The 14,906-nt window shown below is 65.7% G+C and carries 16 protein-coding genes and 2 pseudogenes; 3 read left to right on the forward strand and 15 right to left on the reverse strand.

Annotated features, from left to right (window positions below; translation table 11 throughout):
* Window positions 1-456: 456 nt before the first annotated feature.
* The 13 genes and pseudogenes from BLQ74_RS28160 to ubiE form a co-directional block, all read right to left on the reverse strand.
* A complete protein-coding gene (locus BLQ74_RS28160; protein WP_374441891.1) occupies window positions 457-1,329 on the reverse strand; it encodes a methyl-accepting chemotaxis protein in 873 nt (290 codons plus the stop codon).
* Window positions 1,330-2,361 (reverse strand): annotated as a pseudogene (locus tag BLQ74_RS28165) (methyl-accepting chemotaxis protein); the annotation flags it as partial.
* A 208-nt stretch (window positions 2,362-2,569) separates the two neighbouring features.
* Complete coding sequence (locus tag BLQ74_RS28170) at window positions 2,570-3,442, reverse strand: methyl-accepting chemotaxis protein (RefSeq protein ID WP_374441894.1); 873 nt, start codon at window positions 3,440-3,442, stop codon at window positions 2,570-2,572.
* Window positions 3,428-4,483: pseudogene (locus tag BLQ74_RS28175) on the reverse strand (methyl-accepting chemotaxis protein); the annotation flags it as partial. The gene BLQ74_RS28170 and the pseudogene BLQ74_RS28175, both read right to left, overlap by 15 nt.
* Window positions 4,484-4,643: 160 nt before the next feature.
* Window positions 4,644-5,351: a 16S rRNA (uracil(1498)-N(3))-methyltransferase gene (locus tag BLQ74_RS17635; RefSeq protein ID WP_090264533.1), complete on the reverse strand. Its 708-nt coding sequence runs from the start codon at window positions 5,349-5,351 to the stop codon at window positions 4,644-4,646.
* Entirely contained in the window at window positions 5,348-6,148 is an 801-nt protein-coding gene (gene tatC, locus BLQ74_RS17640; RefSeq protein WP_090264536.1) for a twin-arginine translocase subunit TatC, read from the reverse strand. Before tatC ends, BLQ74_RS17635 begins: the two co-directional genes overlap by 4 nt.
* The gene (gene tatB, locus BLQ74_RS17645) at window positions 6,145-6,534 is read right to left on the reverse strand and encodes a Sec-independent protein translocase protein TatB (RefSeq protein ID WP_090264538.1); all 390 of its coding nucleotides are present in this window, start codon (window positions 6,532-6,534) and stop codon (window positions 6,145-6,147) included. The genes tatC and tatB overlap by 4 nt, the downstream gene beginning before the upstream one ends.
* A 14-nt stretch (window positions 6,535-6,548) precedes the next feature.
* Window positions 6,549-6,785 carry a twin-arginine translocase TatA/TatE family subunit gene (locus BLQ74_RS17650; protein WP_090264540.1) on the reverse strand — a complete coding sequence of 79 codons (237 nt, stop codon included), beginning with the start codon at window positions 6,783-6,785 and terminating at the stop codon, window positions 6,549-6,551.
* 25 nt (window positions 6,786-6,810) lie between these two features.
* On the reverse strand, window positions 6,811-7,149 hold the full coding sequence (locus tag BLQ74_RS17655; protein ID WP_090264542.1) for a phosphoribosyl-ATP diphosphatase: 339 nt from the start codon (window positions 7,147-7,149) through the stop codon (window positions 6,811-6,813).
* Window positions 7,142-7,543, reverse strand: coding sequence for a phosphoribosyl-AMP cyclohydrolase (hisI, locus tag BLQ74_RS17660; protein ID WP_090264544.1), 402 nt, complete (start codon window positions 7,541-7,543; stop codon window positions 7,142-7,144). Before hisI ends, BLQ74_RS17655 begins: the two co-directional genes overlap by 8 nt.
* Before the next feature lie 82 nt (window positions 7,544-7,625).
* Window positions 7,626-9,218 carry a ubiquinone biosynthesis regulatory protein kinase UbiB gene (gene ubiB / locus BLQ74_RS17665; RefSeq protein ID WP_090264546.1) on the reverse strand — a complete coding sequence of 531 codons (1,593 nt, stop codon included), beginning with the start codon at window positions 9,216-9,218 and terminating at the stop codon, window positions 7,626-7,628.
* Window positions 9,215-9,838 (reverse strand): ubiquinone biosynthesis accessory factor UbiJ, encoded by a 624-nt coding sequence (locus BLQ74_RS17670; RefSeq protein WP_090264548.1) that lies wholly within the window; start codon window positions 9,836-9,838, stop codon window positions 9,215-9,217. The genes ubiB and BLQ74_RS17670 overlap by 4 nt, the downstream gene beginning before the upstream one ends.
* A complete protein-coding gene (ubiE, locus tag BLQ74_RS17675) occupies window positions 9,839-10,621 on the reverse strand; it encodes a bifunctional demethylmenaquinone methyltransferase/2-methoxy-6-polyprenyl-1,4-benzoquinol methylase UbiE (protein ID WP_090264550.1) in 783 nt (260 codons plus the stop codon). It abuts the gene before it with no gap.
* A gap of 139 nt (window positions 10,622-10,760) precedes the next feature.
* Between ubiE and BLQ74_RS17680 the strand changes: the two genes are divergently transcribed.
* From BLQ74_RS17680 to BLQ74_RS17690, 3 genes are all read left to right on the forward strand, one after another.
* Window positions 10,761-11,036 carry a polyhydroxyalkanoic acid system family protein gene (locus tag BLQ74_RS17680; RefSeq protein WP_090264552.1) on the forward strand — a complete coding sequence of 92 codons (276 nt, stop codon included), beginning with the start codon at window positions 10,761-10,763 and terminating at the stop codon, window positions 11,034-11,036.
* A gap of 117 nt (window positions 11,037-11,153) precedes the next feature.
* Window positions 11,154-11,567 carry a phasin family protein gene (locus tag BLQ74_RS17685; protein WP_090264554.1) on the forward strand — a complete coding sequence of 138 codons (414 nt, stop codon included), beginning with the start codon at window positions 11,154-11,156 and terminating at the stop codon, window positions 11,565-11,567.
* Window positions 11,568-11,577: 10 nt separating this feature from the next.
* A complete protein-coding gene (locus BLQ74_RS17690) occupies window positions 11,578-12,405 on the forward strand; it encodes a phasin family protein (RefSeq protein WP_090264556.1) in 828 nt (275 codons plus the stop codon).
* A 55-nt stretch (window positions 12,406-12,460) separates the two neighbouring features.
* On the opposite strand, the gene BLQ74_RS17695 is transcribed toward BLQ74_RS17690, so the two are convergent.
* Both BLQ74_RS17695 and phaC read right to left on the reverse strand, forming a co-directional pair.
* Window positions 12,461-13,078: a TetR/AcrR family transcriptional regulator gene (locus BLQ74_RS17695; RefSeq protein ID WP_090264558.1), complete on the reverse strand. Its 618-nt coding sequence runs from the start codon at window positions 13,076-13,078 to the stop codon at window positions 12,461-12,463.
* A 135-nt stretch (window positions 13,079-13,213) separates the two neighbouring features.
* A complete protein-coding gene (phaC, locus tag BLQ74_RS17700) occupies window positions 13,214-14,896 on the reverse strand; it encodes a class II poly(R)-hydroxyalkanoic acid synthase (RefSeq protein ID WP_090264560.1) in 1,683 nt (560 codons plus the stop codon).
* Between the last annotated feature and the right edge of the window lie 10 nt (window positions 14,897-14,906).

Consider the following 14,906-nt stretch of genomic DNA (forward strand, 5'->3'; position numbering starts at 1 on the left):
TCTTGCTGCAACTGGAAGCGCAGGCGGGCGAGTTCCGCCTGTTTGGCTGCGTCATCGAGGTGGCTGATGGCGGCGAGCTGGGCGCCATGGGCGTGCTGCTCGTCGAGGCTGCCGATGCCCGTGAGCAGGACCAGCAAGGTAAGCAGCAGGGAGATGCCGAAGCCCACGGCAAGCTTGAGACTGACGTTCAAGCGGCCGAGCTGAAGGACGAGCCAATCGTACATGTCGAATACTCCAGGCAGGCGTACGCCACGGGATCGACAGTCCCGTGAGCGGTGAAATCAAGCGAGACGTGGTGCCACGACTCTTATGTTCAGGCGAGGAGTTTTATCTGGACGCATCTCTGTGCGTCCTCGGGTATCGGCGCCCCAGCGAAGAACTTCAGCAATTTCTTCAGAAATTTCATGGGTGCTTGTGCGAGAGACGGCCCGCCCCACTGGCGGGCCGGCGCTCGGCTCACAGGCGGAAGCGGCTGACCTGCACCTGCAGCTCGGTGCCCAGCCGCGCCAGTTCGCTGCTGGAGGCGGCGGTCTGTTCGCTGGCGGCCGCGGTCTGGTCGGAGATGTTGCGCACATTGATGACGCTGCGGTTGATCTCTTCGGCGACCGCGCATTGTTCTTCCGCGGCGGTGGCGATCTGCTGGTTCATCGCCTGGATGGTCGAGGTGCTGTGGGTGATGGCGTCCAGTCGCTCGCCCGCCCGGCGCGCCAGCTCCACGGTGTGCTCGGTCAGCGTGCGGCTGTTCTCCATCTTCTTCACTGCCTGCTGGGTACCGGCCTGCAGGCTGACGATCAGGTCGGCGATCTCTTCGGTGGACTGCTGGGTGCGTTGGGCCAAGGCCCGCACCTCGTCGGCGACCACGGCGAAGCCGCGTCCCGCTTCGCCGGCGCGGGCCGCTTCGATGGCGGCGTTGAGCGCCAACAGGTTGGTCTGTTCGGCCACCGCCTTGATCACGTCGAGCACGCTGCCGATCTTCTCGCTCTCGCGCTTGAGCGCCTGTACCGCATCGTTGGAGCCGTTCACCTCGTCGGCCAGCCGATCCATCTGGCCCACGGCCTCGCGGACCGCCTCGGCGCCGCCGAAGGCCTCGCGGTCGGCGGTGTTGGCTGCCTGCGAGGCTTCCTCGGCGTTGCGTGCAACCTCCTGCACGGTGGCGGTCATCTCGTTCATCGCGGTGGCCACCTGGTCGGTCTCGGCGCGTTGCTCATGCACCCCGGCGCTGGTCTCGCCGGTCACCGCGGACAATTGCTCGGCGGCGCTGGCAATCTGGGTCACGCCGTCGTGGATGCGCCCGATCAGTTGGCGCAGGCTCAGGTTCATGCGCTGCATGCTGGCCTGCAACTGGCCGAGTTCGTCGCGCCGCTCGACCTGGAGTTCCTGGCTGAGGTCGCCATCGGCGATACGTTCGGCGATTCCCAGGAGTTGGCGCAGCGGCAGGACGATCTGGCGGGTGATGAGCAGGGCAGCCAGGGCTCCCAGCGCCAATGCCAGCGCCGTGCTCAGGGCCAGCAGCGTGCGCGCGCTGCTTTCCTGGGCGTCGCGCTTGCGTGCCTGGTTCTGGCTGAGGGTGACGCTGAGTTCCTCGATATCGCTGCCGAGATTTCTCATCTGCTCGCGTACCTGGATGCTGCGATTGAGCTCATCGCGGAATTGCAACAGCGCGCCCTGGTACTGCTGCAGGCGTTCGATGGCCTGTCGGTAGCTTTGCACCTGTGCCGGGCTGGCCAGCTTCGCCTGGTTCTGCACGGCCTGAATGGTATCGGCGACGTTGCGGATGGCTTCTTCTTCTCCGTTAACGGTGCCGTCGGCGGTGTAGAACAGCACCTTGAGGCGGGTGTGCAGCAGTTGCTGATTGAGCGTGGCGACACGTTGCAGGTCGGCGAAATCCTGGGCGGCGGTGGCCATTTCCAGCACTTTGCCCAGGCTCTGGCTGGCGTCCTCCTCCTCGCGTTGCAGGGTCCTGCGGGCGGCACTGACCTGTGTGTACGCCTTCTTCAGCTCTTCCAGGCGGGCCTGGTAGTCATCCACCGCGCGGCGCTGCCGGGTGGCGACCTCGAGATCCTTGGTGTCGCGGAATTCATCGCTGAGGGCGTTCAGGGTCTCTTTCAGGGCGCCCAAGCTGTTGGCCAAGGCGTCGGCGTCCTCGGCGGACAGGCTGATCTGGTAGCGCAGCCGGTTGGTGCGCATGTCTTTGGTGTAGGCGACCAGGTTGGCGATCTGGCTGAGGCGATCCGAGCGCAGGATGACGCCGCTCAGGTTGTACCAACCGGTGGCGGCGGCGAGAAGGGTCAACGACAGGACTACGCCGAAACCGCCGGCGAGCTTCAGGGTGATGCTGAGGTTAGTGAACCATCGAAACATGGCGACGCTCCTGAGAGAGGGCTGGGGGCCGGCATCGCGTTCGTCTGACGAAGGATGCGTGGGCCGCTAGCTTGGGTGTCGGTCAGGGTCGCTGGGGGCTGGAGAGGTCTCCTGTTTAAACGGAAATATCCTTCAATGTCTGTTGAATATTCCTTCAGTCATTCATGCCGCGGGGCGCCCTGCGCCCAGAAGGCGCAGGGTTTTGCCTTCAGAGGCGGAAGCGGCTGACCTGGTTTTGCAGCTCGGTGCCCAGGCGCGCCAGTTCGATGCTCGAGGCGGCGGTTTCCTCGCTGGCGGCGGAGGTCTGCTCGGAGATATCGCGTACGTTCATCACGCTGCGGTTGATCTCCTCGGCCACCGCGCTTTGCTGCTCGGAGGCGGCGGCGATCTGCTGGTTCATGGCCTGGATGCCGGAAACGGTACTGGTGATGGCGTCCAGCCGCTCGCCGGCGCGGCGGGTCAATTCCAGGGTGTTGTCGGTGAGCGCGCGGCTGTTCTCCATGCGCTGCACCGCCTGTTGCGTGCCGGTCTGCAGGCCGGCGATCAACTCTTCGATTTCCGCGGTGGAACTCTGGGTACGCTGCGCCAGCGCGCGCACTTCGTCGGCGACCACGGCGAAGCCGCGTCCCGCTTCGCCGGCGCGGGCGGCTTCGATGGCGGCGTTGAGCGCCAGCAGGTTGGTCTGTTCGGCGACTGCCTTGATCACATCGAGCACGCTGCCGATCTTCTCGCTCTCGCGCTTGAGTTGCTGCACCGCTTCGTTGGAACGGCCGACCTCGCTGGCCAGGCGATCCATCTGCCCCACCGCTTCGTTGACCACGCTGGCGCCGGCGCTGGCCTCCTGGTCGGCGGCGCTGGCGGCGCGGGAGGCGTCCTCGGCATTGCGCGCGACTTCCTGGACGGTGGCCGCCATCTCGTTCATCGCCGTGGCGACCTGATCGGTTTCGACCTTCTGGCTGTTGACCCCGGCACTGGTCTGCTCGGTGACGGCGGAAAGCTCTTCGGCGGCGCTGGCGATCTGGGTGACGCCATCCTGAATGCGTCCGATCAGTTCGCGCAGGCTCTGGTTCATGCGTTGCATGCTGAGTTGCAGTTGGCCCAGTTCGTCCTTGCGATCGACCCGCAGCTCATGGCTCAGGTCGCCACTGGCGATGCGCTCGGCGGCGCCCAGGACGTCACGCAGCGGCTGCACGATCTGGCGGGTGATGAGCCAGGCGGCGAGCACGCCGAGGATCAGGGCCAGCGCGGTGGCCAGGGCGAGGAAGTTCTTCGCGCGGGCGGCGTCGGCGTCGCGTTTGGCGGTCTGGAGGCTGCTCAGTTCGGCGCTGAGTTTTTCGATCTGCAGGCCGCTATCGCGCATGCGATCGCGAACGGTCAGGCTGCTGTTGACCTCCTCGCGATAGCGGTCGAGGGCGCGGTGGTAATCCTGCAGGGCGTCAACCGCGGCCTGGTAGTTCGGGCGCTGTTCGGCGGAGGCGCTCGGGAGCTGGTTTTGCACGGCCTGGGTCGCTTGCTCCAGGGCGCTCACAGCCTTCTGTTCCAGCGCGGGGTCGTCGGTGGAGGTATAGGCCAGCACCTGGAAGCGCGCGGCCATGATCTGGCGGCCCAGTTCGACGACCCCCTGGAGTGTCTTGAGCGCCTCGGCCGAGCCGGAGTCGACCAGGCTCTGCTCGACCAGCTCCAGCCCCTGGGCGACCACGGCGGCCTTGCGCACCAGCGTCTTGCGGGCGCCCTCACGGCTATCGAAGGACTTGGTCAGGCTGCCGAACAGGGTGCGGTACTGGCTGGTCAGGCCGCGTTGCTCCTCGACCTTGCGCAGGTCATCGGCATCGCTGAGTGCCTGGGCGATTTGCTGTTGCTGTTGCTCCAACTGGGCGAGGGTGGTTTCCACCAGTTTGGCGTCGGCCGGGTCGCGGGTTGCCTGATACTTCAGGCGCGCCGTGCGCAGATCCTTGGTCTGGGCCACCAGGCTGGAAATGTCGCTGAGCTTGTCGGCACGCGAGATCAGGCTGTTCAGGTTGATCCAGCCGGTGACCGCGATGAGCAGCGTCAGGATCAGGACCAGGCCAAAGCCGCAGGCGAGTTTCAGATTCACACCGAGATTGCCAAACCAGCGAGACATGAAAACGGAGCTCCAGTGGGTCGTGGGCGCGCGCGGCTGGCGCGGGGTGCGCAGCCGGAGGCAGCCGGTATCTGTCTATCGGCGAGGCGACGGCTATCTGAAATTTCTTTAGGGGTTTTCTGACTAATGGTTCGGGTCGCGACCAATGGTCACGATAGAGTCAGAACAAGCGTGCCAGAAGCGCGGTGACTGCCGTTTCGACGCGCAGGATACGTTCGCCAAGTTGCACGGGAGCCAGGCCGGCTTCGCGCAGTTTGTCGATCTCGTAGGGTATCCAGCCGCCTTCCGGGCCGATGGCCAGGGTCACGGCCTGTTGCACCGCGCGTGGGCACTCCGGCCAGGGGCCGGGATGACCGATCAGGCCGAGACTGCCGGCGGCCATGGCGGGCAGGCGATCCTCGACGAAGGGCTTGAAGCGCTTCTCGATGATCACCTCCGGCAGCAGCGTATCGCGTGCCTGCTCCAGGCCAAGGATCAGTTGCTCGTGGATCGCCGCCGGTTCGAGGAAAGGGGTCTGCCAGAAGCTTTTTTCTACGCGGTAGCTGTTCAGCAGGACCAAGCGTGGCACGCCCATCGCCGCCACGGTCTGCAAGACACGGCGGAGCATTTTCGGCCGAGGCAGGGCCAGCAGCAGGGTCAGCGGCAGCTTGGCCGGCGGCGGCTGGTCGAAGCGGACCTGGATTTCCGCCACCTCGCGCTCCAGGCGCAGCAACCGCCCTTCGCCCATCAGGCCGCCGAGGCGGCCGACGCGTAGGCTGTCGCCATTTTCGGCACGGTGTACGTCGTGCAAATGGGTGAGGCGGCGGTCGCGCAGAATCACGCGATCCGCCGCGACGAAGTCGGCGTCGTCGAGCAGCAGCAGGTTCACGGGCGTGTCGCTGGCGGCTGGTCGCCGTTACCTTCGTTGGACTCGACGTCTTCGTCCTTGCGCTTGCGGATCAGGTGGCTGAACAGCACGCCACTCTCGAACAGCAGCCACATGGGCACGGCGAGCAGGGTCTGCGACATGGGATCGGGCGGGGTGAGGAGCATGCCGACCACGAAGCAGCCGATGATCACGTACGGACGGATCTTCTTCAGGTAGGCGACATCGACCACGCCGATCCATACCAGCAGCACGGTGGCCACCGGAATCTCGAAGGCCAGGCCGAAGGCGAACAGCAGCGTGAGGAAGTCCAGGTAACTGTTGATGTCGGTCATCGGCGTCACCCCTTCCGGGGCCTGGCCGAGGAAGAAGTGGAACATCAACGGGAACACCAGGAAGTAGGCGAACGCCATGCCGGCGTAGAACAGCACGATGCTCGATGCCAGCAGCGGCAGCGCCACGCGCTTCTCGTGCTTGTACAGGCCCGGCGCGATGAAGCCCCAGACCTGGGCGAGGATGATCGGCATGGCCAGCAGGACGGCCACGATCATGGTCAGCTTCAGCGGCGCGAGGAAGGCCGAGGCCGGGTCGATGGCGATCATGGTCGCGCCTTCCGGGAGGAAGCGGCGCAACGGCGCGGAGGCGAAGGTGTAGATCTTCTGCGAGAAGTACAGCAGGCCGATGAAGATCACGAAGATCGCCGCGATGCAGCGCAGCAGGCGTGTCCGCAGTTCGGTCAGGTGCGAGACCAGGGGCATCTCCTGGTCGTTCTCGGGCTGGTCGGGCTTTTCGTCGCTCATGGGTTACGCGGCGTCTCGGACGGTGCAGGCGTCTGCGGGGCGGTGGGCGCTGCCGGGGCGTCGGTGCTGCTCGCGGCCGGTGGCGGCGGCGCATCGCTGCCGGGCGTGGCGATGGTCGGTGGCGACGCGGGCTTGCCGGTCAGCGGTTCCATCAGCTTCTGCGCATCGCGCTCCATCTGCAGGATGTGCTCGTTGTGCAGCTGCCGGCGGATTTCGTCGGCGCCCAGTTCGCGCTCCACTTCCTGTTTGATCGCATTGAAACTGCGTTTCAGCCGGCCGATCCACAGGCCCGCGGTGCGCGCGGCTCCCGGCAGGCGCTCGGGACCGAGCACGAGCAGGGCGACCAGGCCGACCAGCAGCAGTTCGCTGAAGCTGATACCGAACATGGCGGTTTATCCCATCAGTCCTTGCGTGCCGGTTCTTCGACCTTGGTCGCCTGGGCGTCGATGGTGTGCCCCTGGTTCAGCGGCGGGGTCGCCTGCTGCGGCTTTTCCTCTTCCTCGGTGTTCATCGCCTTGCGGAAGCCCTTGACCGCTTCGCCGACGTCCGAACCCAGCGTCTTCAGGCGTTTGGTGCCGAACACCAGGACCACGACGATGAGGATCACTACCCAGTGTTTCCAGTCAAAAATGCCCATGCTTCTTCTCCTAGGAAAATGCTCTTCAAGCCGACGGCTGACGGGCCGCCTTCTCGTCATGGCCGGACAGGCCGAAGCGGCGCTCCAGTTCGTCCAGTACCGCCTGCGGATGCTGGCCGAGGGCGGCGAGCATGACCAGCGAGTGGAACCAGAGGTCGGCGGTTTCGTAGATCAGGTCCGAGCAGTCACCGCTGACTGCGGCATCCTTGGCGGCAAGGATGGTTTCCACCGATTCCTCGCCGACTTTCTCCAGAATCTTGTTCAGGCCCTTGTGGTACAGGCTGGCTACATAGGAGCTTTCCGGCGCGGCGTTCTTGCGCGATTCGAGCACTTCGGCCAGGCGCGCGAGGGTGTCGTTACTCATGGGAGTGTCCATGGCTGTAGATGGCGTCGGGGTTCTTCAGCACCGCGTCCACGGTCTTCCAGCCGCCATTCTCGTAGACGCGGTAGAAGCAGCTTTCGCGGCCGGTGTGGCAGGCGATGCCGCCGAGTTGCTCGACCATCAGGATGATGACGTCGGCGTCGCAGTCCAGGCGCAGTTCATGGAGCTTCTGGACGTGCCCGGATTCCTCGCCCTTGCGCCACAGCTTGCCGCGCGAGCGCGACCAGTAGATGGCGCGGTTCTCGGCGACGGTGAGAGCCAGGGACTCGCGGTTCATCCAGGCCATCATCAGCACGCGGCCGCTGCGGTAGTCCTGGGCGATCGCCGGGACCAGGCCATCGGCGTTCCAGTGGATTTCGTCCAGCCAGTCTTTCATTGTCGATTCCGTACTGCAGGCTCTTGGGTCGCGCGGAGCGATCTCGGTAACGGGTAAGTGTGCCAGCCACAGCGGCTACTGGCTATCGGCGCAGAATCAGATATAGACCACCGGCCAGCATCGCCCAGGCCGGCCAGGCGTCCGCGCCGTGGGTGGTCAGGCCGGTCTGCACCGCGGCGGCGATCAGCAGGGCGCCGACGATGCGCCCGGCGCGGTCTCCCGCCGGCGCCGCCGCGGGTTTTTCCAGCGGCGCCTGGGACAGGCGCTCCAGGGTGTCGCGGGTCATCTGCGCGAGGTGCGGCACCTGCTCGACGTGCTGCTGGAAATTGCGCAGCAGCTGGCCGGGGCTGACGCGCTCGCGCATCCAGCGTTCGAGGAAGGGTTGCGCGGTGGTCCACAGGTCCAGTTCGGGGTAGAGCTGGCGCCCCAGGCCCTCGATGTTCAGCAGGGTTTTCTGCAGCAGCACCAGTTGCGGCTGCACTTCCATGTTGAAGCGCCGTGCGGTCTGGAACAGACGCAGCAGCACCTGGCCGAAGGAGATGTCCTTGAGCGGTTTCTCGAAGATCGGCTCGCAGACGGTGCGGATCGCCGCTTCGAAGTCGTTGACCTTGGTTTCCGCGGGAACCCAGCCGGAGTCGATGTGCAGCTGGGCGACCTTGCGGTAGTCGCGCTTGAAGAAGGCGATCAGGTTGCGCGCCAGGTAGTCCTGGTCCTCGTCGGTGAGGCTGCCGACGATGCCGCAGTCCACCGCGATGTATTGCGGGCTCCAGGGCGTGCGGGTGCTGACGAAGATGTTGCCGGGGTGCATGTCGGCGTGGAAGAAGCTGTCGCGGAACACCTGGGTGAAGAAGATCTCCACGCCGCGCTCGGCCAGTGCCTTGAAGTCGGTACGCTGGTCGCGCAGGGTTTCCAGGTCGGTCACCGGAATGCCGTAGATGCGCTCCATCACCAGCACCTTGGGGCGGCACCAGTCCCAGTAAACCTGGGGCACGTAAAGCAGCGGCGAACCCTCGAAATTGCGCCGCAGCTGCGACGAGTTGGCGGCTTCACGGAGCAGGTCGAGCTCGTCGTAGATGGTCTTCTCGTAGTCGCTGACCACTTCCACCGGGTGCAGGCGCCGGGCGTCGCTGGAGATGCGTTCGGCCAGGCGGGCGAGGATGAACAGCCAGGCGATGTCGGCGCGGATCACCGGCTTGAGATTGGGGCGGATGACCTTGACCACCACTTCCTCGCCGCTCTTCAACTGCGCGGCGTGGACCTGGGCCACCGAGGCCGAGGCCAGCGGTTCGCGCTCGAAGCGGGCGAAGACCTGCTCGATCTTCGCGCCCAGTTGCTCTTCGATCAGCGCCACCGAGGCTTCCGGCGGGAAGGGCGGGACTTTGTCCTGCAGGCGTGCGAGTTCGTTGGCGATGTCGTCGGGAAGCAGGTCGCGGCGGGTCGAGAGAATCTGCCCGAATTTGATGAAGATCGGCCCCAGCCCCTCCAGCGCCAGGCGAATGCGCTCGCCACGGCTGAGGTCGAGCGTGCGCCGCGGCAGCCAGCGCCAGGGCAGCATGCCGCCGAGCAGGCGCAGCCACCAGGGCAGCATCGGCAATTCGAGAATGAGGTCGTCGAGGCGGTAGCGGATCACCACACTCTGGATGCGCAGCAGGCGGCGGAAGGCGAGCAGCTTCATGCGTCGGGATTCAGCTTCTTGGCGAGGCGCGTCAGGCGCGCGTCGAGGCGGTCGAGGGCGATCTTCAACTGGTCCAGTTCGCCGAAGCGGGCTTCCGCTTCATGGCGGCCGACCAGGCTGCGGCTCTCTTCGGCGAGGTAGTCGGCCAGGCTCAGGCGCAGGCTTTCCAGGCTGTCGCCGGTCCAGCTCGCCGCGCCGCGCAGGCGGCTGCCGAGCAGGTGCGTGGCGAGCGGACCGAGCCAGCGTTGCAGCTCGTATTCCCAGTCCAGTTCGAGGCTCTGGAGGATGTCGGCGAGTTCCAGCAGCAAGGCGCTGTCGCCGCCCATCTCGACCTCGGGACTGTGCAGCACGCGGGTCTTGTCGCGCGCCAGGGCCAGTTGCAGCAGGCTGCCGGCGGGGGCGCGCAGGGTGCAGTCGACGGTCGCTTCATGGTGCGCGGCCAGGTGCAGGCCATCCGCATCGGGAAGGATGAACAGGCGCAGCGGCGGCGCCTGGCAGTCCACTTCCAGCACCCGTCCGGCGAGCCGGGCGAGCCGCAGCAGGGCCACGCCATCGAGGCGCAGCACGCGGTTCACGCCGGCTTCGGCGCTGGCCAGCAGCGCCTGGGTGATGAGCGCCATCTATGGCTTGATGCCGCGGTGCAGGGCGACCACGCCGCCGGTCATGTTGTGGTAGGTGACGCGATCGAAACCGGCTTCGACCATCATCGACTTCAGCGTTTCCTGGTCCGGGTGCATGCGGATCGACTCCGCCAGGTAGCGGTAGCTTTCCGAGTCGTTGGTGACCAGCTTGCCCATCAGCGGCAGCAGGGTGAAGGAATAGGCGTCGTAGGCCTTGGACAGCAGGCTGCTGGTCGGCTTGGAGAATTCCAGCACCAGCAGGCGGCCACCGGGCTTGAGCACCCGCAGCATGGAGCGGATGGCGGCATCCTTGTGGGTGACGTTGCGCAGGCCGAAGGCGATGGTCACGCAGTCGAAATGGTTGTCCGGGAAGGGCAGCTTCTCGGCGTCGGCCTGGACGAAGCGCACGTTGCCGGAAACGCCGCTGTCGAGCAGCTTGTCGCGGCCGACCTTGAGCATCGAGGCGTTGATGTCGGCGAGCACCACTTCGCCGGTCGGGCCGACCAGGCGCGAGAACTGGCGGGTCAGGTCGCCGGTGCCGCCAGCGATGTCCAGCACGCGGTTGCCGCTGCGTACGCCGGACAGCTCGATGGTGAAGCGTTTCCACAGGCGGTGGATGCCTGCGGACATCAGGTCGTTCATCAGGTCGTACTTGGCGGCGACCGAGTGGAAGACCTCGGCGACCTTTCCGGCCTTTTCGCTCTCCGGCACGCTCTTGTAGCCGAAGTGCGTAGTGGGTTCGGCGGGGCCTTGGCCCGCTCCGGGTTTGCGCGGCTCGCTCATGGCGTTTCTACCCTGGAAGTAAGTGGCGGCCATTCTAACAGGATGCGCGGAAAGTGCTGCCCCGCTCGGTGTCGGCGCGGGGTGCGGCGCGTTGTCGTGCCGCGTATCATCCGCGCATCTGTCATTTCCGGAGGCGTCCATGTCCTGTATCCACGTCGAACGTTCCCATTCACTCGGCCGCGAGGCGGCCCGCGCCAAGGCGCAGAAGCTGGCCGAGAAGCTGGCCAGCGAGCATGGCGTGAGCTACGCCTGGCAGGGCGATGTCCTGGCCTTCAAGCGCAGTGGCGTGGATGGCCGGATCGAGGTCAGCGACGACCGCGTGGCGGTGGAAGTGAAACTCGGCATGCTGCTCTCGGCCATGGGCGGTCTGCTCAAGGGCGAGATCGAACGCGCGCTGGACAAGGCGCTGGCCTGAGCCACGGCCACGGCCGCCCGGCCTGGTATGTGTTTTCTAATTTTCCCCGATACCTTGCACTTAGCCCGCAGCAGCGCGGGCCTCTCTCGAATCCGAGCACAGTGTGAGGTGCATGCCATGGCCAAGGTCGCCACGAAGAAGAAAGTCGAGAACGAGTTTTCCCTGATCACCGACGTCAAGCACTACGCCCGGCAGATCTGGCTGGCCGGGCTGGGTGCCTACGCCAAGGTCGGGCAGGAAGGCAGCGTCTATTTCAAAGAGCTGGTTAAGGCCGGCGAAGGCGTTGAGAAGAAGGGCCGCAAGCTGGTCACCTCGCAGGTCGAGTCGGCCAACGACAGCGTCAAGAGCGGCGTCTCCAGCGTCAAGGGCAAGGTCGAGGTACAACTGGACAAGGTCGAGAAGGCTTTCGACAGTCGCGTGGCGACCACCCTCAATCGTATCGGAATCCCCTCGCGGCACGACGTCGAAGCGCTCTCTGCTAAGCTTGATCAGCTGAGCGCTGTGCTCGAACGTGTGGCGAAAACTCAATAAGGAGAGTGGGATGGCTGGCAAAAAAACTACCGATAAAAAGGAATCCAGCTGGGTCGGCGAGATCGAGAAATACTCGCGGCAGATCTGGCTGGCTGGCTTGGGGGCCTACTCGAAGGTCAGCAAGGACGGCAGCAAGCTGTTCGAGACGCTGGTCAAGGATGGCGAGAAGGCCGAGAAGCTCGCCAAGAGCGAGGTCGACAAGTCCGTCGGCGTGGTCAAGTCCACCGCCCGCTCGGCCAAGTCCAAGGTCGATGAGGTCAAGGACAAGGCGCTGGGCAAATGGGGCGAGCTGGAAGAGGCCTTCGACAAGCGCCTGAACAGCGCGATCTCCCGACTCGGCGTGCCGAGCCGCAATGAGGTCAAGGAGCTGCACAGCAAGGTCGAAACCCTGACCAAGCAGATCGAGAAGCTCACCGGCGTCAGCGTCAAGAGCGTCAAGCCAGCGGCCAAGGCTGCCGCGAAGCCTGCCGCTAAACCGGCAGCCAAGGTAGCGGCCGCCAAGCCCGCAGCCAAACCCGGCGTCGCCAAACCGGCGGCTGCCAAGACCGCCGCGGCCAAACCGGCAGCCGCCAAGCCCGCCGCGAAGCCGGCAGCCAAGGCAGCCGCCAAACCCGCAGCCAAACCCGCAGCCAAACCCGTAGCAGCCAAGCCGGCGGCGAAAGCGCCTGCCGCCAAACCTGCTGCAGCGAAGAAGCCGGCGGTGAAGAGAGCCGCTGCGCCCAAGGCCGCGGCCAAGCCGGCAGCGCCCGCTACCCCGGCCGCGGCGCCGGCCACTCCGCTGGCGGCTACCCCGGCTGCCGCTCCGGCAACCCCGGCGAGCACGCCGACCCAGGCCTGACACGCCACGCTGTACCCGACGCCCGGCCATGTGCCGGGCGTTTTCATTCCCGCCCTCAGGTCGACGTCAGATAGCGCTGGGCCAGATGCTCGGCGGTGACGCGCGACTCCCCGCGCAGGTGCGGCGCGACCAGCATCATCACCTGATAGACCACCAGGCGGACTTCGCCGGCGTGGCCGAGGATGCGTTGGTAGTCCAGGGAGAACAGCAGGGTCAGGGTGATCTGCTCGACCAGTTGGCCGAGGGATTCGGTATCGCTGGTCAGCTCTCCTTCGGCCTTGAGGCGGGCGAGCAGGGCCGCCAGGGTGCGCTTCAGCGCCTTGAGCCAGTTGCGGATGCCGCGCGCCAGTTTCGGCAGGCGGCCGGCCAGGTTGGACAGGTCCTGGAAGAGGAAGCGGTAATGCGCCAGGCGCTCGACGATCAGGTGCAGGAACAGCCAGTAGTCTTCGGCGCCCAGGCGCGCATCGGCAGGTGGGTCGAGCAGCGGCTGCAGATCGCCCTCGAAGCGCTCGAACAGCGCCAGTACCAGCGGCTCCTTGCCGTGGAAGTGGTAGTACAGGTTGCCCGGGCTGATGCCCAGTTCGGTGGCGATCTCCAGGGTGGAGACATTGGGCTCGCCCTGTTCATTGAACAGCAGCAGGGCACATTCGAGGATGCGGTCGCGGGTTTTCATCCGTGTGCTTGTTCTGGCCTCCGGGGTTTCGACGATAACGGCGCGGCCGAGCCGCCGCCAGCCTGGTTTTGTAGGAGCAGGCTGGCGCTGGCGCGGATTCGGCGCTGACGTGTCGCGGCGGCCAACGGGCCGCTCTCAGCGTTCATGTACATAGGTACCCGGCGCGGCTTCCTTGGCCGGGTAGGTGGCGTTGCCCAGTTCGAAGCTGACCGGGCGCCGCTCGCCGGCGCGCTGCTGAATCCATTGCAGCCACATCGGCCACCAACTGCCTTCGTGGCGTTGGGTGTCGTAGTACCAGGCGCGCGGGTCGGAGCTGAGCTTGCCGTTCTCGAAATAGCAGGCCTTGGGGTTGCCCGGCGGGTTGAGGATGCTCTGGATATGCCCGCTGTTGGAGAGCACGAAGCGGCTTTCGCCACCGAGCAGCATGGCCGAGCGATAGACCGCGTCCCAGGGCGTGATGTGGTCGGTGATGCCCGCGACGTGGAAGTTGTCCACCGTCACCTTCTTCAGGTCGACGGGGGTGCCGCAGACCTCCATGGCGCCGGGACGGGCCAGTGGGTTGTGCTTGAAGAAGTCGAGGAAGTCACCGTGCAGCGCCGCCGGCAGCCGGGTGTTGTCGTTGTTCCAGTAGAGGATGTCGAAGGCGGGCGGCTGCTTGCCGAGCAGGTAGTTGTTGACCCAGTAGTTCCAGATCAGGTCGTTCGGCCGCATCCAGGCGAACACCTTGGCCATGTCGCGGCCATCCAGCACGCCGTGCTGGTAGGAGCGACGCTTGCTGCTTTCCAGTGTCTGCTCGTCGGCGAACAGCGCCGCCGGGGTTTCCACCTGGCTGTCCAGCAGGCTGACCAGGTAGGTGGCGCTGCTCACCTTGCGCAACTGCCGGCGTGCCTGCAGATGGCCTAGCAGGGCGGCAATGGTCAGGCCGCCGGAGCAGGCGCCCATCAGGTTGACGCTGCGGCTGCCGCTGACCGCGCGGCAGACCTCGATGGCCTCGTCGAGGGCTTTCACGTAGGTCGACAGGCCCCATTCGCGATGCCGCGCGTCCGGGTTGCGCCAACTGACCACGAACACCTGCAGATTGTTCTTCAGGGCGTACTGGACGAAGCTCTTCTCCGGGCTCAGGTCGAAGATGTAGAACTTGTTGATCTGAGGCGGGACGATCAGCAGTGGCTTGGCATAGAGGTGTTCGCCGAGCGGCTTGTACTGGATGAGTTCGAGGACTTCGCTGCGGTAGATCACCGCGCCCGGGGTGGTGGCCAGGTTGCGGCCGACCTCGAAGGCCTCCTTGTTCACCTGGCTGGGCATGCCGCCGTTGTGCAGCAGGTCTTCGAGCAGGTGGCGGGTGCCCTTGAGCAGGCTCTGCCCGCCGGTATTGAACAGTTCCTTCACCGCCAGCGGATTGATCAGGCTGTTGGACGGCGCCATGGCATCGACGAACAGTGACAGCAGGAAGCGCGCGCGGGTGCGGTCGTCGTTGTCCAGGTCGCTTTCGTCGACCCAGGCGAGCAATTGCTGCTGCCAGGCCAGGTAGGCTTGCAGGGTGCGTCGATACAACGGGTTGAGGCGCCAGGAGGGGTCCTGGAAGCGTGCGTCCTGCGGGTTGGCTTGCAGCGGCGAGTCGCCCAGCAGCACCCGACCCATCTGCTTGCCGAACGCCGCCAGGTGACGGGCGTTATACAGCGGTCGACGCATGCCCTGCAGGGCCAGTTGGCGCAGCGTGGACAACATGTCCTTGCCGCGCAGACCGACCATGGCGCTCTGTGCATTCATGAACTCGGCGGGAGCCGGTAGCCGGCCCGCGCTGGATTTCTCTCGCATGTGCAGCCCT

The organism is Pseudomonas panipatensis (genome assembly GCF_900099785.1).
Lineage (GTDB): Bacteria > Pseudomonadota > Gammaproteobacteria > Pseudomonadales > Pseudomonadaceae > Pseudomonas > Pseudomonas panipatensis.